Here is a 20,511-nt window from a genome sequence, read left to right on the forward strand (position 1 = left end):
CCAAAAGGAGCGAGTGATGATCGGACGCCTGAACCATGTGGCCATTGCCGTACCAGACCTGGACGCCGCCGCGGCACAATATCGCAACACCCTTGGCGCCGATGTCGGCCCCGCGCAGGATGAGCCCGACCACGGGGTGACGGTGGTTTTCATCACCTTGCCGAACACCAAGATCGAGCTGCTCTATCCCTTGGGCGAGAACTCCCCCATCAACGGATTTCTGGAAAAAAACCCGGCGGGCGGCATTCATCACATCTGCTATGAAGTCGATGATATTCTGGCCGCGCGTGACAAGCTTCTGGCCGAAGGCGCGCGGATTTTGGGCAGCGGAGAGCCGAAGATCGGCGCGCATGGCAAACCCGTGCTCTTTTTGCACCCCAAAGATTTCAACGGCTGCTTGGTAGAGTTGGAGCAGGTATGACCATCTCTGCCGCCTTCGTGCTATATTCCGTAAGCTGGTTTATGGTTTTCTTCGTGGTCTTACAAATACGTACAACCTCGCAAGGGGATATGGGGCACGTGGTTCCCGGCACCCCTGCGGGCGCGCCTGCGGGCTTTGTGATGAAGCGCAAAGCCATCATCACCACGATTTTCGCCACCGTAATCTGGGCGATCCTATGTGCGATTATCCTGTCCGGCGTTATCTCGGTGCGCGACTTTGACTGGATGCACCGGCTGCCACCTGTTTCCACAAACTAACGCGGAACTTTTCCGTTCAGGCGGTGGAACAGATGCGTGAACGTGGCCGCCCCCAACACCGGGATCACCAGGTTCACCAAAGGGATAGAGAGCGGGGCGGCCATTAGGCTGCCTGCCCACCACACCGTGAGCCAGTGACGCTTGCGCAAGGCTTTTGCCGCCGGGCGCCCCAAACGCCGCGCCGCGACCAGCGTGAAATATTCCCGCCCAAGCAGCATCCCGTTGACCGCCCAGAACACCACGGGAATAAACGGCCCCGCGAAGGGGTAAAGCATCAGCGCCAGCACGTTCAGCGCGACCAAAAGCCCAAAGAAATTCAGCGTATCCACCGCCGCATCCCCAAAGCTTTGCTTTAGCGCGGGGGGGAGGCCGGGATAATGCCGATCCTCTACCGCTTGGGACACATCATCCAGAAACATCGATGTAAAGGCCGAGGCTACAGGCATCATCAAAAACACCGACAGCACGATCATCAAGAAGGCCGAGCCCCAGCTGAGCAGCGTGCCAAGGCCGGCAACAGGGCCGACAAAGGGGATCTCGATCGCGGCGGGGACGAAGCTTTGGATCACCCATAAAAACAGCGCGTAGATGGCAATCAGCAATGCCAGTGTCAGCCCGACACCCCAATACATCACCCGCCGGAAGCGCGGATCGCCAAGCTGTGCCACGGCTTTCAAGAATGCACCGAAAATCATGCGGAGGCCCAAGTGATCAGGCTGGCAACATCGGGGCGCGGACGCTCGGGGCTGGGCTTGGTGATGGAGCCGATGTGAACAATGCCGACTACCGATTCAGCGGGCGACAGGCCAAAACCTTCCTCAACGAAGCTGCGATCAAACGTGGGCCAACCCGACAGCCAGTTTGCCCCCCATCCGGCCGCCAGTGCAGCGTTGAGCAAGGAAAAACATGCACAGGATGCAGAGTGGAGCTGTTCAATCTCCGGGACTTTATCGGAGGGTTTGGGAGAGGAAATGACAACAACGGCCAGCTGCCCCGCCTCAAACTGCGAAATGCCTTTGGCAGCTTTTTCCGCATCCAGCCCAAGCGCTGTGGCGCGAGTCTGTGCAAGGGATGCCAAGCGTTCCATCGCGCCACGCTCTAACACCACAAAGCGCCAAGGCTCCAACTTGCCATGATCCGGCACGCGGCAGGCGGCAGTCAGCAAGGGCATTAGGGCGGCCTTATCCGGCACGGGCAGGCCCAGCGTTTTGGCAGGCACCGACCGCCGGGATTGCAAAAATTCTGCCGCTGAGAGTTTCAAATCTGGCATTGCCAAAGTCCTTTGTTGTTGGGTCCCGCAAAACCGGAGAGCTGCCGTTTTCAGGGGCATTGAGCCCCTTTCAAACGGCGTTGCCACGGAAAGAGGTCAGCCGTTGTTTTTAACCGCGATCCGCGCGGCCTGTTCCGCCCAATCTTTATGATTGAGCACGCCACCATCGCGACGAATATCGTGGATAGCATCCAAAGAAACCTCTGCCACGGCCCAGCCCGGCTGGTTAAGGGGCGTTTGCGCAAAAATGCCATTTTCGGGAAAGCCGTGATCGGGCGGACCGTAGATCGAGGCCGATCCGACGTTTTCCTCTACTGCGGGGCAAAAATCACATGCTGCGACTGTGGGCGAATGGACCACGATACACTGATTTTCAAGCGCACGCGCCATGGAGCCGACGCGTACACGGGTAAAGCCTGCATAGCTTTCGGTACAGGAGGGCGCGAGAAGGATCTCGGCGCCTGCTTCGACCATTGTGCGCGCAAGCAGGGGGAATTCACTATCATAGCAGATAAGCACGCCGATCTTGCCGATGGGAGTGTCGAAGACGTTAAGGCCTGTGCCCGCGATAACGTTCCATGGATCACATTCAAACCGTGTCATGATTTGCTTGTCCTGATGGCCAATCACACCCTCGGGACCATAGAACATTGCGCGGTTGACAGGACGTTCCCCAATAAAGAAGGGAGCCGAGGCACCAAGGATGTAAACACCATATCGGGCGGCAAGTTCAACATGCAACGCATCAACGGCGGCGGCATGGCCGGCGACCTCATGCAAGGCGGCCTCGATATCTTGGGCGACGGCACGACCGCCGAGGCTGGCAAGTTCCATCGCGCCGTATTCGGGAAAGACCAGAAGCTGCGCGCCCTGCCCTGCGGCATCAGCCACCCAAGCGGTGATCTTGGCACTATATTCATTGAAATCATTGAAATAGGTCAGAGGGTAGGCAGCGGCGGCAATTTTCATGATCTATCCTTCAAAGCTTGTGCATCCAGAATTGGCGCGCGGTCTTTTGCCGTTCACAACCCGCATGTGCATTACGCCTGCTCTTCCTCGGGCGGGCCGAAACGTTCCAACATGCGGCTGCGGATCTGGTCGCGCGTTTGGCGATAAGCGGCAAGTTTGGCCTCACGCGAACCGCCAAGGCCAGTCGGGTCCATCACCGGCCAATATTCGATCTCTAGGTGATGAAACCGAGTCAGCTCAAGCGCCATACGCTGGCTGGCCGGGGACAGCGCGATGATCAGATCGAATTGCGTCAGATCATCGCCCCAATCGCGCATTTCCTCAAAAGAGCGGCTGCGGTGTTTTGAAAGCTCGATCCCCAACTCGCGGCTAACGGCGATGGAGAACCCGTCAATCTCCAGATCGTTCTTAACCCCCGCAGATTGCACATAAGCCCTTTGACCATAGAGCTTTTTCATAAGCCCTTCTGCCATTGGCGACCGGACCGCATTATGGTCACAGCAAAATAGTACCGATTGTGGAAAACCGGCCACTCTTAACCCCAGTGCAAAACGCAAATCAGGGTGAAGAGGCGGCGCGCGGTATCAATATCGACATCGGCCTTCCCCTCCAGACGCTCTTGCAAGATGCGACCGCCTTCGTTGTGGATGCCGCGGCGCCCCATATCAATCGCCTCGATCTGGCTGGGGGGCAGCCGTTTTACCGCCTCGAAATAGCTTTCACAGATCTGGAAATAATCCTTTACCACCTGCCGGAAAGGTCCAAGCGAAAGATGAAACTCCCCGACCTTTTCCTCCGCCTCATTGCTGATATCGAAAACCAGACGCCCCTCACGGATAGAAAGCGCAAGACGGAAGGGCCCCTCGGGCACCGCCCTGTCATCGCGCTTCGGCAAGGCAAAGCTGTTGTCCTCCAGCAGATCAAAGATCGCAACCTTGCGTTCCTGTTCAATCTCGGGGGTTGCAGCGGCAAGGCCGGTGTCATCAATTTCAATATGGCAAATGCGGGTCATCGGGTATTTCCATCACAGGGATTAAGGATTGATGGCCTTTTGCGCCCTGTGGCGCAAGGGCTTTAGTCATTCAAACGGTCAAGCCGCGCCTGCACCGACAGCCCATGCGCTTGCAAACTTTCCGATGTGGCCAGCCGCACCGCTGCAGGGCCGATGGCACGCAGGGCCGCCGGGGTCATCTGTGCCAAGGTGGTGCGCTTCATGAAATCCAAGACCGAAAGCCCGCTGGAAAACCGCGCAGAGCGGGCCGTGGGCAGCACATGGTTCGGCCCGCCGATATAGTCACCGATGGCCTCGGGGGTATATTGACCCAGAAAAATCGCACCGGCATGGGTGATCTGTTGGCTTAGGCCTTCGGGATCGGCCACGCACAGTTCAAGATGCTCGGGGGCCACACGGTTGGAAATCCGCGCGGCCTCGGCGAGATCGCGCACCACGATCACCGCACCATTGTCACGCCAGCTTGGGGCCGCAATGGCGCGGCGTTCCAACGTTTCCAGCCGTTTTTCAACAGCCTGCACCACCGCTTGCCCAAAACCCGCATCATCCGTCACCAAAATGCTTTGTGCGCTTTCATCATGCTCGGCTTGAGACAACAGATCAAGCGCGATCCAGTCGGGGTTATTATCCCGATCCGCAATCACCAGAATTTCCGATGGCCCCGCGATCATGTCAATGCCCACACGGCCAAAGACCCGGCGTTTGGCGGCGGCCACAAAGGCATTGCCCGGTCCGGTGATCTTGTCGACTGGGGCGATGGTGTCGGTACCATAAGCCAAGGCCGCAATCGCCTGCGCGCCACCGATGCGGTACACTTCCGTCACGCCCGAGATTTTGGCCGCCAGTAAAACCAGCGGGTTCACCACCCCGTCCGGTGTCGGGCAACAAATCACCAGCCGTTCAACCCCCGCGACCTGTGCTGGAATCGCGTTCATCAACACCGATGAAGGATAGCTCGCCAGCCCCCCCGGCACATAAAGCCCCGCCGCCGTAACCGGCGTCCAGCGCCAGCCAAGCCGCGCGCCGGTCGGCTCCTCCCACATCGCATCTTCGGGGCGTTGGCGCGCGTGATAGGCGCGGATACGTTCGGCCGCCAGCTCCAGCGCCGCGCGATCCTCAGGCGAGACCTTGGCACATTCAGCCTCAATCTCGGCAGCGGAAAACCGCATCGCTTCTGCCGTCAGGGCCAGACGATCAAACCGTTTGGTCAGCTCCAACACCGCCGCATCACCCCGGGTGCGCACATCGGCGATGATACCAGCCACGATATCATCCACATCGACGCTGTCTTCGCGCTTGGCCGCCAAAAGTGCGGCAAAGCGCGCCTCGAAATCACTGTCATCGGTGGAAAGGAAAACCGGCATCAAACGCCCCTTTTTACAACATATAACCCCTTAGCGCGCGACGCCCGCCACCTCAAGCAAATGCCCTTAGTTTCCGTGATCCGGCACCTTGCCCGACGGCGCCACATAGGGCCGCGTCACATCACGCAGATCGGCATTCAACGCCTCTACCTGCAAGGCAAGTGCGCCGTCCCCGGCCAGCGTCAGCACCACACGGCCCGCGCCATCCGCGCCCAGCTCAAAAGTGATCGCCAAAAGCGAAAGCACCGTATCGCCATCCTTGGGGTCGATGCCCTGCGTTTGCACCGCGAGAACGTCGCGGAACATCAACACCGTGCGCACCCTTTCATAGGCGCGACCGGTGCGTTCAGCAGCGGCAAGATCCTCCCACCGAAAACGGTTGAGCAAGAGCGCAAACTCCCGCCGCTTGGCGACATAGCGCATGTCGCTGCCCGCAAACACCGCATCTTGCAGCAGCGCTGAGACCACCTCTATATCCGCAGCCTCCGCAACCATCAGCGCAAGCGGGCTGTCGGCGCCATCTTCAAACCGGGCATCGCTCATGTTGTGATCCGCTCGATATGCGCGCCGCAAGCGCCCAGCTTTTCCTCAACCCGCTCATAGCCGCGATCGAGGTGATAGACGCGGCTGACCACGGTTTCGCCCTCGGCTGCCATCGCCGCTAAGATCAAGCTAACGGAGGCGCGCAGATCGGTCGCCATCACCCGTGCCCCTTTTAGTTTGTCCACACCCGTCACCGTGGCATGGCCGCCCTGAACCTCGATCTGCGCGCCCATACGGATCAATTCCGGCGCGTGCATGAAGCGGTTCTCAAAGATCCGTTCCTCCAACACGCTGGTGCCATTGGCGGTGCAAAGCAGCGCCATCATCTGTGCCTGCAAATCGGTCGGAAAGCCGGGGAAAGGTTCGGTGGTCACATTCACCGCATCCACACGCCCGTTCTTGCGCTTCACCTTCAGGCCGCGCTCGGTTTCCTCAACGGAGACGCCCGCCTCATCCAGCTTTTCACAAAACGCCCCGACAAGGTCCATACGCCCGCCAAGGCATTCCACCTCACCGCCACAAATCGCGGGGGCCAGCATATAGGTGCCAAGTTCGATCCGGTCTGTCACCACCGGATGCGTGGCCCCGCCCAAACGGTCGACGCCCTGAATGGTGATGGTGCTGGTGCCCTCGCCCTCAATCTGCGCGCCCATACGGCGCAGGCATTGGGCAAGATCCACGATCTCCGGCTCACGGGCCGCGTTTTTCAAGACGGTGGTGCCGCGCGCCAAAGTCGCCGCCAGCAGCGCATTTTCCGTGGCCCCGACCGAGACCACCGAGAATTCAAACTGTGCGCCCGTCAAACGCCCGCCACGCGCCTTGGCATGAACGTACCCGTCGCGTAGCTCCAGATCGGCGCCCATCGCCTCCAGCGCCTGCAAATGCATATCCACAGGGCGCGCACCAATCGCACAGCCACCCGGCAGCGACACAATCGCATGCCCGTCCCGCGCCAGCATCGGCCCCAGCACCAAAATGGACGCCCGCATTTTGCGCACGATGTCATAATCAGCGGTATGGTTATGGATGTTGTGGCTGGACATGGCCAAGACCTGCCCGCCCTGAAGGCTTGCCACCTCGGCCCCCAGCGACCCAAGCAATTCCGTCATCGTGCGAATATCCGACAGCCGCGGCGCATTGGTCAGCGTCAGCGGTTCTTCGCTGAGCAGCGTCGCAGGCATCAACGTCAGACAGGCATTTTTGGCCCCGGCAATGGGAATCACACCATTGAGCTCACCACCACCCCTTACAAGAATCGAATCCATATACCGCCTCTGCTTATTCTATGTTTTGCCCGTTTCGGGCCTTTGCTTGCGATTTTCGCTTTGCCATGTTCGCTTTAAGCGCTGCCTTGAGGCGCGCCTCTCGCAGTTCCGCAGCCGTTTTCTGGCGCGCAGTGGCGGGTTTTTTCACAGGATTTTGGCTTTTACGATCATCATTCATGCCCCTTCTCTACCTTAGTCGTTAAAAAGCGTCCAGATTACCCTTGCACCCTGAGAAATTTCAGACTAATCACCCGCCACACGCTGATGAACACGGATCATCGCGTAGGATGCTGTGGTAGCTCAGTGGTAGAGCACACCCTTGGTAAGGGTGAGGTCGAGAGTTCAATCCTCTCTCACAGCACCACCTTAACTCATTGATACTAAAAAAGTGCTTGATTACCTGAGCATAGTGCCGTTTTTAGTGCCAGAGCAGGTGCCAGAATGAGGTTGGGTATGGCGGGAAAACGGCGCCATTGGAAAAAAAGAACGGGCGTTTTTGGGCGCGCGTCGCTGTTCCCAAAAGCCTACAAGCCATTCTTGGGAAATCTGAATTGATCGAGCCTTTGGGTGGTGACCTTCGCACTGCCAACCGCAAACACGCCGCAGCCGTCGCACGCTTGCAAGCGCAAATCCAACAGGCAAGACAATCCGCCGAAGGTGGAACCGAAAAAGCACCAACTGAAGCAAACAACCGCACAATGACACCAGATGACAAGGTTGCCGCCGCATGGTTACATTATACCCATCTGCTTCAAGCCGACGAACACAAACGTGATGCTATGCCTACTCCAGCAGAAATAGATGCGGAGTATGAGACAGCAATGCAACGCATTGAAGCAGGTGAAGGTGACGCCCGACGCCATGGCGTTGCAGTGCTCAATCTCTATACCGATTACGAACTGAAAGCGGGCGCTCGTCACTTCGATCACCAAAACCGCGTGCGTCGCCTCAATGCGCTCCGCTCGGCTGCCAGTGCCGGTGACTTTAGACTTATTGATGCTAGCGTCGAAAAATATATTGTGGAACAGATGCTAGACGTCGAGCAGGACTCGGTCGAGTGGCGTGGGTTGGCGAGTGGAATCGCCCGTGCCGAGATCGATGCGTTAAAACGCACCTTGGAACGCGATGAAGGCACTTTCTTGGATACACCGACAGACTCGATCTTAAAACCAACCACCGTCCCAGTACAAAATCCCGCCCGAGTACCGCTGCAGCAGCTATTCAATGACTACATCAAAAAGCGCCAAATGACCGGCCGACACCGCGATGGTGGCGCGAATTGGGAGGGCGTAATTCGTAGTCTCATTAAATTCCTTGGTCATGATGATGCCCGCAAAATCACCAAACGCGATCTTATCAAATGGCGCGACGCTCTGCTCGAATCCGGCATGTCGGCAAAAACAGTCTCAGACAAATATCTTGCCGCTATCAACGCAGTGCTGAAATGGGCTTACGTCAATGATCAACTCCCCACCAACGAAGGGGAATTGGTGCGGCAAGAAATTCCCAAAAAGCTACATATCCGTGAAAAGGGCTATACGACTGCGGAAGCGATCGAGGTTCTCAAGGCGTCAATCAACCACATAAGCCCGCTGGTCAGCGCTATACGCACCGCATCTTGCCTAAATTCGTCTGTTCGTTTCAGTCCCATAGTCAGTCTCCTTTGTTGCAATAAATGCTATCAAAGGAGCGGCATCAAACCGCGACAGGTCCAACCGGCCAGTATTGAAATCCAGCTTCTGATTTTTTCGGATGCATAGCGAATATCTCGGTTTCTGCTACGAAACAGGTCAAGTGTTAGTGATGCTAATGCTTCCACAGCAGTAACCGTTATCGGTCGGTAGTCTTCGTTGGCAATTCCTAGCACAGCCAGCCTAGCTATGTCTTCAACAACGGTCTGGATTTCGTCTGCACCTTCAATCGCCAATATCTGCCTGGCGTTTTCCCTCAGCAACCGAACTCCTTCCATCAACACATCGACCATTTTGTGCGGCCCAACGGATCGAACGGCCGAAGCGCGCTATCGCAAGCTGGGTCTCGATCTGTTTGGCGGTTGCTATGAATACCGCGAAATGCGCTGCGGAACGTCTTCAGCAACTGTATCTTCAAAGTCAATGCCGTCGAAACCGTTGACCGCGTCTCCGCAGAACTGGGCGAGACCGTGGATCGGCTTCATGAACTTGCCAACGGAATGCAGCCCGAAGATCGCATAATCTTGGTTTGCGGCACCACCGATATTGAGATCTTGGCCTTCACCCCATTCGGTATAGAGAACCTACGCGAATTGATCGCCTTGGAAAACAGACATCAAGCGTGACCCATATTTGGCCTTCACCGGATGGATACTGCCCGCCGTTGTCGCAACACGCTTCAATTCCGACATGAAGGCGAAGTATGACCAGTTGGTAGCTTCTGGAAAGTGTAAGAAGCTGGCCATGACAGCAATCATGCGCAAACTTCTTGTGATGGCAAATTCCCTCCTGCGGGATCGCAGAAAGTGGACCAAGGTCCACGCTTGACCAATACGGATACTCACGGTTTCTAGGAAAACCGTTGCAGGACAGCGGACGAGCTGCTCAATGGCGAGGTGTACTACACGTTACGCGAGGCCTAGATCCTCATCGAGCGCTGGCGTCATCATTGCAATACTGTCGGGCCCCACAACGCATTGGGCTATCGCCCACTGTCGCCGGAAAGCATGATGCCGATAGACCAGAGGCCCACCATGCACTAACATTTAGACTGGATCGCCCGATGGGGGCACTCCAGAAAGGGCGGAGTTTTGTCATACGGCGAGGCTAGACCGACGTCCGGCCCAACTCAAGCCAGTTTCCTCTGACAAGACCGTTCGTAGTGATCGTAGCTTAGATCAGATCATTGGGAATATCGGGGCGGCTAACTTTTGAATTCCTTCAAATGATCCGGCGCAAAAACCCCGTCGTAAGTGGCAATGTTGGTCACCAATCCCGGTGGGGTGATGTCAAATGCCGGATACCAGCCTCGTGCCAGTGTTGTTGCCGTGCGGTGGCCTAGACAATGCAGAACCTCTTCAGGGTCGCGCATTTCCATTGGCACATCCTCAGGCGCCATCGTGGAGAAATCAGGCTTTTTAACCATAGCGGTGAATGGAATGCCGAAGTGACGTGCCGCAATGGCAAGCTGCAGCGTCCCGACCTTGTTGATGACGTGCCCAGCTCCGGTGACGCGGTCCGCAGCCGTCATCAGCCGAGAAATATTGCCCGCATCCATTGCTGCTGCACCCATGCTGTCTGTGATCACAGTTACATCCACGCCCATTTCACCGATACTATGCGCAGTCAGGCGACTGCCCTGAAGATAAGGGCGGGTTTCGGTGCAGACCATTTGGAATTTTTTGCCCTGGCGCAAGGCTGCCGCTACCGTTTCCATGATTGTGGATTCCCCCCAGCAATGGGTTAGAATCGTATCGCCTTCTTGGATCAGTGCAGCAGCATATTCGCCCAGAACGACACCAGTGGCGCGATGTTCTTGCCATAATGTGAGAACCGCGCTTTCAGTGGCGCCTACTAAATCCTCTCGGTCGATAATGTCGGCTACTTTCTCCATCACCTTGGTGACTGCCGTGAAGATCATGTTGTTCGTTGGCCGCGTTGCTATCAGACGCTTTGCAGCCGAATCAAAGCATGTCATCCTAGCCGCCGGATCGGTTAGCTTTTCAGCCTCTGCTGCAGCCAGCACCAGCCCGGCGCTGGCTGCATAATAAGGGCCGCCGCTTTGGGTAACCATATCCTCGATGGCTACGGCGACGTCTTCAACGGTTTTGCAGTCAACGTATTCGATCTGAAACGGAAAGCTCCTCCGGTCCAGAATTTGCACCATCCCATCCACTATCAAGACACTCTTGTCATGAAGCGTCGGCATTTTCACTAACAGTTCTGTCGCCATTTTGATTTCCTTCGAATCTTTGTATGCAATGCGGTACCCCTCAACCGCCAACAGAATGGCTCGGCCCGCACTTTTTTGTGATGGGATAGTTGACAGACAGATAGCCGGCCAGCCGCCTATTAGTTCACTTAGACTTGATACTCTGGTTCATGGAATTTATCATAAACTCCGATGATTCCATCATAAGGCCAATCTCATCTGAATCAAAGTAAATTGCTGATATTCTTGCCAAGTTTTGCCTTCAATCCACAGATATCCATGTTCGTAGGTGATGTCGCTTTTGGCAAGACCATTCTGCACGCCGCTCATCATGCCCCAGACCATTTTGTCTTCCGCATCCAGCTGGCCAAGAAAAGCTACGATGATCTTTGCCACTGAACCGTAGCAGTTTGCCTGAGACCATTGTCTTAAATATGGATGATGTTCCTGACGAAAAGCAACACGGCAAATCGCTACCCGACGGAGATCGAGTTGGAGATGTGCTGTCATCAACTCGCGTAAAACGCACGGATACGAATGGAAAACACACTTAGCGTAAAGGCCAGAACCGAAATTTTTCGCTCAACGCGCAGTCTCGGCCACGCAATTTAGTGTCCCCTCTCCGCGCTATCCTAAGGATGCGCCAGCCGGACAATGGTTGGAGCGGGTATCATCGACGAAGTTTGCTCAAAACAAAAACGCGATACTTCAAGTTGCTCTGTGAGCGAGTCCTTCTCGTTGTTTTTTAGCAAACAATTGACAGGCAACGGATGCCGCGGGATGAGTCGGTTCAAGGTAAGAAAAATCCGATCTGAAGCTGAATTTTTTGCAGCAGGGCCGATAGACGTATCAACAGTTCTCCAGCGGTGTCGCAATTCATTGCTTTCACGCTCTAATTTCTAACAAATCTGAATGCTTAAAAGATCAACGGCTGAATTCTCGTTAATAATTGACCCTTTAGTGATAACTTTACCATCACGCTCTCTACCAGCACATTGACTTGGAAAGTGCCGACCATGATAATGATTTTAAGCCAATAAAAAGTTGTCTGACTTGCTGTGGATCGCTTTTGAACGCACTTATAGGGATATTATGACGCAGTTCTCACCTCAGGATAATAATGGAGTTTCCAACTCTGAAGGCCTTCGTGGCCATATAGCCGCCCAACCCGATTTGCTGGTGCATTTTGGCGCAGATCTCGACGTAGCAGAGATTAGTGAGATCGGCGACGGCAACTTGAATTTTATCTTTCACGTCCGGACGCCAAAGGTGCAAATGGCGATTAAACATGCGCCTTCATGGTCACGGATTTCACGCGGCACTCGGGCTCTTACTCGCGACCGGCTTGGCTTTGAGGCACGTGCGCTTCGCCTGTTTCGCGAACTTGCGCCGCTGCATGTCCCAACCGTTTATACTTACGACGCCGATGCCTCTATGCTTGCGATGGAGTTTATCACTCCGCATGAGATCCTGCGCAAAGGGTTGATGGCGGGTCAGGAATATCCTGACTTTGCCGACCATATCTCCACCTATCTCGCGAATTGTTTGTTCAACACGTCCGATTTTGCGCTGAAGCCAAGCGACAAGCGACAATTGGTTGCCGAATTTTCGCGCAATGTGGAACTGTGCGAGATAACCGAAAGGTTGGTGTTTACGGATGCTTTTGTCGGTTCTGATGACAACAGGTGGACGCGTCCCCAACTTGATGCAGCAGTCGTTCGCATCCAATCTGACCCAATTGTCCGCATGCGGGTAGAGCAACTGAAACTGGATTTTCTTACCCGCACAGACGCCTTGCTACATGGCGATCTGCACACGGGCTCAATCATGGCCACCTCGGACGAAACTTTTGTGATCGACCCAGAATTCGCGGTTTTCGGGCCAATGGGCTTTGATATCGGCATGATGATTGGCAATTTGCTTTTAGGTTTCTTCATCTTGCCAGCCCATGGTGGCAGCGATGCACAGCGTGAAAACATACTGAATACAATCGAAACGTTGTGGGAAGGGTTTGTGCAGAAATTTGCAACTCATTGGCAGAAAAATCGCGATGGCGGAGTCTTTGCTTACGCCAACTTTGCCGCACCTGTGTTGTCAGGTGCAACTGATGCATTTCTGCACAGCTACCTCGCGCGCGTCCTGGATGATGCAGTTGGTTATGCTGCGGTGGAGGTTGTGCGCCGCCTAATAGGACGTGCCCATGTTCCTGAATTTGATGCGATAAAAGATGACGATTTGCGTGCCCGGCACGAGGCGCAGGCATTTCAATTCGCGTACAATTTGTTGCGCAGTGAGGAAAATATTAACGCTATCGGCCAGATGACCGCGCAGGCTCGTGCTGCTTGCACCGTATAAATTTGAGGTATTTTCACCCTGCCCTATAGTAAAAAAAACGCGCCGTGGCTGAACCCCGGCGCGCATTTTTTATTACGGTATGTATTACGGTTTTGCACTTGCTTCTGGCTGCTCGGCGAATTGCCGCTTGCCTTCCTGAACCGCCTCATAAATGCGCGTGGCCCCTTCAGGCAGGTTTGTCAGCAGCGCCTCATGTGTATCGCCTACCTTATCAGCCCAAACTTTTTTCTGATCCTCCGACAGTAAGATATATTTGCCACCAGCTGCTTCGAATTTGGCTGCCTGAAGCACTTCGTCTTCATCCTGCCGCCGCCGCATTTCATCAGTCGATGGCATGGCGGTGATCAGAAGTTCCTGAATATTTTCCGGAAGACCTTCAAAGTAGCTTTTGTTGATGAAAAAGATCTGTTCGTGATGGTACTGGTTGGTTGTCACATAGGTCTTTGCATATTGTGCGGCAGGCGTAGTGACAAAGAATGTCAGCGGAAGATCACCACCTTCAACCATGCCCTGCTCCAATCCAGTAAAGAAATCAGGGAGAGAGAGTTGAACGCCGTTTACGCCAACTTTTTCCCAGAATGCACGCGCCGAAGCAGCTGGCGGAATGCGGAACCGCTTGCCTGCGATATCTTCAGGAGTTGAGCAACTTTCCTTGCAAAACATGTTGGACCACCCGGCATCGCCCATGCCAATAACTACAAGTCCGTTCTCAGTAAAAATATCCTTTAGCACCGGAAGTACCACATTATCAGTGGCCCAACGCCGTTGCGCATCGTTGTTCCACAGATAGGGCATCGACAGCACCGCACCCGGTGGGATGGATACCGCCGCACCAGCAAGACCAGTTGTGCCAATCTCCAATCGGCCACGGATGACCTGCTGCGTCATTTCCTGATCATTTCCAACTAATTGATACTCAACCTTGTAATCGTCGCCCGATTTCGAGTTGAAATTATCAATGAATGTTTGGATGATACCATGCATCATTGAGCCAGGGCGCAGCGATCCTGCAATCCGGATTACCTCTTCGGCTTGTACCGAGACGGGCATGGACATCAGCGCGGCCAAGCTTAAGGCTGAAACGTTCCTTAAAAGTCTATTCATCAGTTTTCTCCTCCATTTTATCGTAATTTTAAAGTTTTCACAGCATCGCTTCGATCAGAAACGGTCCGCGTTTGGCACAGGCGGCAGTCAGCAGATCGCACAATTCTTCAGCGGTCGTGGCACGGGCGGCTTCGACACCGGCACCTTTGGCGAAGGCACACCAGTCAAGTTCGGGACGATCAAGATCAAGCATCAACGAAGCGTTCGCGCCTGCTTTGTTAGCCCCTACATTCTTTAATTCACCGTGCAAAATCGCATAGCGGCGGTTCGCAAGGATGATTGTCACCACATCTAACTTTTCGCGAGCCTGCGTCCAAAGGGCTTGCAACGTATACATACCACTGCCGTCTGCTTGTACCGATACAACCTTACGGTCAGGGCAAGCCAGACCCGCCCCGGTAGCCATGGGCAAACCGCTACCAATTGCGCCGCCGGTTAGTTGTAGGTAATCATGCGGTGCAGCCGATTGTGTAGCGGAATAAATCGCACGTCCCGCGGTTATCCCTTCATCTACAATGATCGCGTGCTCCGGCAGCAGAGCGGCAACCGCCACCGCCAGTTTGTCGACTGTAAGGTCGCCCCGAGGAAGCCCATCAGACCATACTGGCGCAACATCGGGCACAACATCGCGTGGAATCCTGAGCTCGCCCGCTAGCTGTTGGAGAGCTTGACACAGATCCGCTTCGCCACCTGCAAGTTGCAGCACCTCAGTGTGCGCACCAATCGGCGTGCTGGGCATATCTGGATAGGCGAAAAAGGCGACGGGTGACTGGGCACCAACCAGTGCCAGAACCTCGGTATCCGCGAACTGCGCAATTGCATCCGCGACACGGTATTGCACCCGATCAAGCGGCACACGCCCTCTGCCACGTTCCAATCGCTTGTTTGCCTGTTGCGCCAAAAGACGCACGCCCGTTGCTTTGGCTATGCGACCCGCCGTTTGCAGAGCCTTGCCACGCAAAGCTACATCACCCAACAACAGCGTCGTTTTTTTGCCGCTGCGGATTGCTTCGGCAACTGCGCGCACAGCCGCTTCGTCAGGTGCCGCGCGTGAGGCACGCGTGGCTGGCGCCACTACCCGATTGGTTTCGCCCCAAGCGGCATCAGCGGGCAAAATCAGTGTGGCAATTTGGCCCGGTGGCGACCATGCGGCGGCAATGGCATCTCTGGCGTCGTGCGACACTTGATCTGGGCCAGCAGTGCTGCGCACCCAATGTGAAACCGCGCCTGCGATAGCCGCGATATCACTGGTCAACGGCGCATCATATTGCAAATGATCCGTTGCGTGATCCCCGACGATATTGACCATTGGCGTGTTGGCGCGCCTTGCATTGTGAAGGTTTGCCAGCCCATTGCCCAGACCCGAGCCCAGATGCAGCAGCGTTGCTGCCGGCTTGTCGGCCATACGCGCATAGCCATCTGCGGCACCGGTCACGACACCTTCAAACAGTCCCAATACGCAGCGCATGCGCGGTTGCCGGTCCAGCGCCGAAACAAAATGCATTTCTGACGTGCCGGGATTGGCAAAGCAGGTGTCGATCCCATGCGCCAGCAGGGTTTCACAAAGAGCATCAGCGCCGTTCATAGAATTTTATCCATTCTTCAAGGTACAAAAACATGTACGATCCAAGGTACAAAGGTGATGATAAGTAGCGGAATGATCATCAAACCTACAAAGGGCCAGACCCCGCGCACAATTGTCGCAAAACTTTCGCGGAAGACCCCCATCGCGATGAAAAGATTGATGCCAACGGGTGGGGTAATATAGCCGATCTCAAGGTTAACTGTAGTAATGACCCCAACATGAACCGGGTCAAAACCTTGCGATACCATCAGCGGCAACAGTAGTGGCGACAGGATCAAGATAGCCGATCCGACATCCATGAAACATCCAGCCAAAAGCAAGATCACGTTCATCGTCAAGCCAGCTGTTATCGGATTGGTGATCCAATGGCTCATCCATTCGACCAGCATCCGAGGTACACCCTCATAATCAAGGATAGTGTTGAAACTGCCTGCCAGCGCCAAAAGCGGCAGCAATGTGCCGAAAAGCCGGATGGTCTCTCCCAGCATTGCGCCCACGTCTTTTAAGTGAAGGTCGCGGTAAATCAATCCCTCAATCAAAAGCGCATAGACTAGTGAAACGACGGCGGCTTCTGTCGCGGTAAAGTAGCCGCTGTAGATCCCGCCTAGCAAGATGATCGGCAGTAGTAGCGCAGGCCCGCCACGTCGCAGACTGGTGAGCAGTCGTGCCCCCGAAAAGTTGCCTTTTGATGGGATCGGCGCGACGACAACGCAATATACGGAGATCGTCATCACCATCAATATTCCGGGCCCAACGCCGCCCATGAAAAGATTAACGATCGATGTATCGGTGATAATTCCATACAGCATCATGGGAATGGATGGCGGGATGAGGATGCCGAGTGTCCCCCCCGTACACAAAAGTCCCAAGGAAAAGGGACGTGAATACCCCTCCCTCAGCAATGCAGGATACATGATCGACCCAATAGCGGCGAGTGTGACAATGGAAGAGCCGGAAATCGCGGCGAAGACTGCGCAAGCCAGCACCGCCGCAACCGCAAGCCCACCACGCAAATTGGCCGTAAGTTCGACCATAATATCGATTAGCCGCTGCGCGATTTGCCCTTTGCTCATTATATTACCCGCAAGGATGAACATCGGGATCGGCAACAAAACGTCGCTGTCGATGGTAAACCACAAGTCTTGAATGAAAAAGTCGATTGAGGAATTGCGCGCAACGAATTCGTGCATGCAGATAACAGCAAAGGCCAAAACCAAAACCATTGGTTGGCGCAAAAGCACGAGCAGCAGCGCGCCGACTGCGATCAAGATCCCAGTCACATCGCTTCTCCGTTATCGTTGGGCCGTAAGGCGGGCGCAATAAAGAAAATCATAAACTTCGTGGCGGCAAAGACAAACGCAAGAATGAGCACGGTTTGGATCGTCCAAAGGTCCAGCGGAAGGGTCATGTCACGTTCACCGATCTGGTAAGTGCTGGATACGAAAGTGAACGCGGCCCAAGCAAGCAATACACAAAGCAGTGCCGAGAGCAGGTCGCCAAAACGCGCCATCGCGGCGTGCCAACCTTCAGGAAACATGCGGTCTACTGCCGAGGGGCGCAGATGCCCACCTTCGCTAATGACATAAGAAAAGCCCATCATCCCCGCCAGCGCCATGCAATATACGGCAAACCGCTGCGCGCCGAACACGCCATTTCCCAAAAATTCGCGTCCAAAAATATCAATTATTAGCGCGATGGTACCTAGTGCAAATGTTCCGTAACATATGATCGTTTCAGCTAAGATCAGGGATTTATAAATCCCGCGTAGAACGGCTAGATCTTGTTTTCTGGGATTTAGGGGTTGGGTCAAGGTAACCTCACATTCGCTTAAGTGTTGTTCAAATGTGCCAATACCAATCAGCACCTATTCCATTTGCGCGCCACTTGGCCTGCGCAGTCGGCCATATCAAAAGCTAAGCTGTCATCTGGGTCACGAATTTAGTGATCAAATAAGCCTCGATAGCCTCTGATCCGCCTTCAGTTCCATAGCCGGAATCACGCACCCCGCCGAAGGGCACTTCGGGCATGCCAAGACCAATGTGGTTTATCGTGGTCATGCCGGCGTCTATCCCGATACCAATGGCATGGATTGCTTTAGCAGACCCGGTAAAGGCGTAAGAGGCCAGGCCGAAGGGCAAGCGGTTCGCCTCTGCAATCGCCCCATCAATATTGGTAAAACGATTCACGATGGCGACAGGGCCGAACGGTTCTTCGTTCATAATCCGCGCCGAAAGCGGCACATCGGAAAGCACTGTCGGTTCATAGAAGTAGCCTTTATTACCGATGCGCTTGCCCCCTGCACACAAAACTGCACCTTGCGCCACAGCGTCCTCGATCAATTCTTCAAGCGCCAGCAACCGACGTTCATTTGCAAGTGGGCCCATTTGTGTGTCACTCGCCATGCCATCGCCGACCTTAACTGCTTTTGCAAAACGGGTGATGCCGTCCAGTACCTGTTCATAGACGCCGTCCTGAACCAGAATGCGGGTTGGCGATATGCAGACCTGTCCGGCATTGCGAAATTTGGCAGTGGACAGTAATTTGATCGCTTGGGAAATATCGGCATCATCGAACACCAATGCGGGGGCGTGTCCGCCCAACTCCATAGTGGCGCGCTTCATGTGTTTACCCGCAAGGGCGGCCAAGTGTTTGCCAACAGGCGTTGAGCCAGTGAACGAGATTTTACGTATCACTGGTTGTGCGATAAGGTATTCAGAGATTTCGGACGGAACCCCGTAAACCAGATTGATAACACCTGATGGGACGCCTGCGTCAACGAAAGCGCGGATAAGTTCGGAGGGGGCAGCTGGGGTTTCCTCTGGGGCTTTGACGATGATCGAACAGCCTGCCCCAAGGGCGGCGGACAATTTGCGTACCACCTGATTGATCGGAAAGTTCCAAGGCGTAAACGCCGCGACCACGCCGACAGGTAGTTTGATTGCCATCTGCATCACGTTACTGTGGCGGGCTGGAATGATCTGGCCATAGGCACGGCGGCCTTCTTCGGCGAACCAGTCGATGATGTCTGCACTGTTGATCACTTCGGCCCGCGCTTCAGCCAGTGGCTTGCCCTGTTCGTTTGTCATCATAGCTGCTACACGGTCAGCGCGGTCGCGTAGCAAGTCGGCTGCACGGCGCATAATCTTGTACCGGTCGAACGCGCCCATCACGTCCCAAATCCGCAAACCGGCATCAGCTGCGGCAAGTGCTTCATCCAGATCAGCTAGGGTGGCATGGGCCACTACACCAATCACATCGCCAGTAGCGGGGTTTCTCACGTCGATTTTGGCGTTATCTGAGCCATTACGCCAGACGCCAGCGATCAGTAGTTGAGTGTTGGGATAAGTCATCGTGTGGCCTGCTTTCAGAGGGGTACGGGGATTATCCCCGGGACGTATTGCCAAGGGCGACGGAGATACTGTGAGCAGCGTCAACCACATAGATGGAACATTCTTTCAACTGCTTACGCTTGATTCGTGAATCCGGGCCAGACATGCCAATGGCACCGACCAGTTCATCTGAGCGGCCAAGAATGACGCAGGCGCAGGCGGCCACTCCGTCACGCCATTCACCTAACAAAACAGAAGAGTACCCCTGCGCGCGGGCGGTAGAAATATCTGCGCGCAGCTCTGCCAGCGTTGTGAGGGTTGTTTCGGTATATCGCTGGAAATGCGGGGTGAATCGTTCCAGATAGCTGTCGGGTTTATGGCAGAGCATGGCCTTGCCAGTGGCCACCGCAAAGGCTGGGGCGCGTGCGCCGACTCTGGTGTGGGCGCGAATGTGATGCGTGCTTTCGATCTTGTCGACATAAACCACGTCCGTATCTTCCAAAAGCGAAAGATGCACAGTCTCGCCGGTCTGCTCCGCCAGTTTAATCATCGCTGGCCGCGCCACTTGAATGAGGTCCATACGGTGGATCACATGGCTGCCAAGCTCCCAGATACGGGTCGTCAACTGATAAGTACTGTAGGTCGGAATTTGCTGCACATAGCCTTGGGCTTGCAAGGTGGCCAGCAAACGGTGCGTATTGCTTTTGGTAAGATTTAACTCTGTAGCAAGATCAGTCACCCCACGGGGAGTTTCGCTAAGGGCCAAAGCTTCGATCAAACGAAGTCCTTTTATAAAAGCTTTGTCCATTTTGCACGTTTTCCTCTTAAGGATTAGCCAGCTGCTTCACCACACATCAGTGCATTGACTAATGATAAAAGTAGCTGCGACCCGCCCGTTTCCGTTTAAGATTTCATCACTTTACGGATTGAGATACTTGCCCGATCCCATCGTGCTTCTGCGCGTAGCAAAGAAGTGATGCCTCCGCCCCAACGATCAACGTGCATAATCGAGCGATCAGTCATAATGCCCCCTCCCCGTACCTCGTTCCACAATACAGAACGATATTCCAAGAATGCTTTATTAATTCGGAACTCTTGTCAAGAACTTCCATC

At 54.9% G+C, this 20,511-nt stretch carries 19 protein-coding genes, 1 tRNA gene and 3 pseudogenes; 7 read left to right on the forward strand and 16 right to left on the reverse strand.

Going from position 1 to position 20,511, the window contains the following annotated elements; all coding sequences use genetic code 11:
- Positions 1-16: 16 nt before the first annotated feature.
- Entirely contained in the window at positions 17-421 is a 405-nt protein-coding gene (mce, locus tag EOK75_RS15845; RefSeq protein WP_050526275.1) for a methylmalonyl-CoA epimerase, read from the forward strand.
- Entirely contained in the window at positions 418-699 is a 282-nt protein-coding gene (locus EOK75_RS15850; protein ID WP_137195035.1) for a DUF1467 family protein, read from the forward strand. Before mce ends, EOK75_RS15850 begins: the two co-directional genes overlap by 4 nt.
- Here the strand turns inward: EOK75_RS15850 and EOK75_RS15855 are convergent.
- From EOK75_RS15855 to murA, 8 genes are all read right to left on the reverse strand, one after another.
- On the reverse strand, positions 696-1,394 hold the full coding sequence (locus tag EOK75_RS15855) for an EI24 domain-containing protein (protein WP_137195036.1): 699 nt from the start codon (positions 1,392-1,394) through the stop codon (positions 696-698). The two genes, EOK75_RS15850 and EOK75_RS15855, sit on opposite strands and share 4 nt — an antisense overlap.
- A complete protein-coding gene (locus EOK75_RS15860) occupies positions 1,391-1,969 on the reverse strand; it encodes a nitroreductase family protein (protein ID WP_137195037.1) in 579 nt (192 codons plus the stop codon). The genes EOK75_RS15855 and EOK75_RS15860 overlap by 4 nt, the downstream gene beginning before the upstream one ends.
- A 96-nt stretch (positions 1,970-2,065) precedes the next feature.
- Complete coding sequence (locus EOK75_RS15865; protein WP_137195038.1) at positions 2,066-2,938, reverse strand: carbon-nitrogen hydrolase family protein; 873 nt, start codon at positions 2,936-2,938, stop codon at positions 2,066-2,068.
- A gap of 71 nt (positions 2,939-3,009) precedes the next feature.
- Positions 3,010-3,471, reverse strand: a complete 462-nt coding sequence (locus tag EOK75_RS15870; protein ID WP_137195039.1) for an arsenate-mycothiol transferase ArsC — start codon at positions 3,469-3,471, stop codon at positions 3,010-3,012.
- A 2-nt stretch (positions 3,472-3,473) separates the two neighbouring features.
- A complete protein-coding gene (locus EOK75_RS15875) occupies positions 3,474-3,950 on the reverse strand; it encodes a UPF0262 family protein (protein WP_137195040.1) in 477 nt (158 codons plus the stop codon).
- Positions 3,951-4,012: 62 nt separating this feature from the next.
- A complete protein-coding gene (hisD, locus tag EOK75_RS15880) occupies positions 4,013-5,314 on the reverse strand; it encodes a histidinol dehydrogenase (RefSeq protein ID WP_137195041.1) in 1,302 nt (433 codons plus the stop codon).
- 66 nt (positions 5,315-5,380) lie between these two features.
- Positions 5,381-5,857, reverse strand: a complete 477-nt coding sequence (locus EOK75_RS15885; protein ID WP_137195042.1) for a DUF2948 family protein — start codon at positions 5,855-5,857, stop codon at positions 5,381-5,383.
- Positions 5,854-7,122, reverse strand: coding sequence for a UDP-N-acetylglucosamine 1-carboxyvinyltransferase (murA, locus tag EOK75_RS15890; protein WP_137195043.1), 1,269 nt, complete (start codon positions 7,120-7,122; stop codon positions 5,854-5,856). Before murA ends, EOK75_RS15885 begins: the two co-directional genes overlap by 4 nt.
- 289 nt (positions 7,123-7,411) lie before the next feature.
- On the opposite strand from murA, the gene EOK75_RS15895 reads away from it, so the two are divergent.
- The 4 genes and pseudogenes from EOK75_RS15895 to EOK75_RS21430 form a co-directional block, all read left to right on the forward strand.
- A tRNA-Thr gene (locus EOK75_RS15895) sits at positions 7,412-7,486 on the forward strand.
- Between the two features lie 109 nt (positions 7,487-7,595).
- Positions 7,596-7,757: pseudogene (locus tag EOK75_RS21880) on the forward strand (DUF6538 domain-containing protein); the annotation flags it as partial.
- Between the two features lie 1,710 nt (positions 7,758-9,467).
- Positions 9,468-9,641: pseudogene (locus EOK75_RS21945) on the forward strand (IS110 family transposase); the annotation flags it as partial.
- A gap of 47 nt (positions 9,642-9,688) precedes the next feature.
- Positions 9,689-9,856: pseudogene (locus EOK75_RS21430) on the forward strand (integrase core domain-containing protein); the annotation flags it as partial.
- A gap of 161 nt (positions 9,857-10,017) precedes the next feature.
- Here the strand turns inward: EOK75_RS21430 and EOK75_RS15915 are convergent.
- The gene (locus tag EOK75_RS15915; protein ID WP_137195045.1) at positions 10,018-11,046 is read right to left on the reverse strand and encodes a s-methyl-5-thioribose-1-phosphate isomerase; all 1,029 of its coding nucleotides are present in this window, start codon (positions 11,044-11,046) and stop codon (positions 10,018-10,020) included.
- 180 nt (positions 11,047-11,226) lie between these two features.
- Complete coding sequence (locus tag EOK75_RS15920) at positions 11,227-11,535, reverse strand: hypothetical protein (RefSeq protein ID WP_137195046.1); 309 nt, start codon at positions 11,533-11,535, stop codon at positions 11,227-11,229.
- Positions 11,536-12,078: 543 nt separating this feature from the next.
- Between EOK75_RS15920 and mtnK the strand changes: the two genes are divergently transcribed.
- Positions 12,079-13,380 carry an S-methyl-5-thioribose kinase gene (mtnK, locus tag EOK75_RS15925; protein ID WP_205965525.1) on the forward strand — a complete coding sequence of 434 codons (1,302 nt, stop codon included), beginning with the start codon at positions 12,079-12,081 and terminating at the stop codon, positions 13,378-13,380.
- An 84-nt stretch (positions 13,381-13,464) separates the two neighbouring features.
- On the opposite strand, the gene EOK75_RS15930 is transcribed toward mtnK, so the two are convergent.
- From EOK75_RS15930 to EOK75_RS15955, 6 genes are read right to left on the reverse strand one after another with little or no spacing between them, the layout of a single operon-like run.
- Complete coding sequence (locus tag EOK75_RS15930) at positions 13,465-14,484, reverse strand: TRAP transporter substrate-binding protein (RefSeq protein WP_137195048.1); 1,020 nt, start codon at positions 14,482-14,484, stop codon at positions 13,465-13,467.
- A 37-nt stretch (positions 14,485-14,521) separates the two neighbouring features.
- Positions 14,522-16,069, reverse strand: a complete 1,548-nt coding sequence (locus EOK75_RS15935) for an acetolactate synthase large subunit (protein WP_137195049.1) — start codon at positions 16,067-16,069, stop codon at positions 14,522-14,524.
- A 17-nt stretch (positions 16,070-16,086) separates the two neighbouring features.
- Positions 16,087-17,349, reverse strand: coding sequence for a TRAP transporter large permease (locus tag EOK75_RS15940; RefSeq protein WP_137195050.1), 1,263 nt, complete (start codon positions 17,347-17,349; stop codon positions 16,087-16,089).
- Positions 17,346-17,933: a TRAP transporter small permease gene (locus EOK75_RS15945; RefSeq protein ID WP_137195051.1), complete on the reverse strand. Its 588-nt coding sequence runs from the start codon at positions 17,931-17,933 to the stop codon at positions 17,346-17,348. Before EOK75_RS15945 ends, EOK75_RS15940 begins: the two co-directional genes overlap by 4 nt.
- 49 nt (positions 17,934-17,982) lie before the next feature.
- A complete protein-coding gene (locus tag EOK75_RS15950) occupies positions 17,983-19,419 on the reverse strand; it encodes an NAD-dependent succinate-semialdehyde dehydrogenase (protein ID WP_137195830.1) in 1,437 nt (478 codons plus the stop codon).
- A 31-nt stretch (positions 19,420-19,450) separates the two neighbouring features.
- The gene (locus tag EOK75_RS15955) at positions 19,451-20,206 is read right to left on the reverse strand and encodes an IclR family transcriptional regulator (protein WP_137195052.1); all 756 of its coding nucleotides are present in this window, start codon (positions 20,204-20,206) and stop codon (positions 19,451-19,453) included.
- Positions 20,207-20,511 lie beyond the last annotated feature (305 nt).

The organism is Pseudorhodobacter turbinis (genome assembly GCF_005234135.1).
Lineage (GTDB): Bacteria > Pseudomonadota > Alphaproteobacteria > Rhodobacterales > Rhodobacteraceae > Pseudorhodobacter > Pseudorhodobacter turbinis.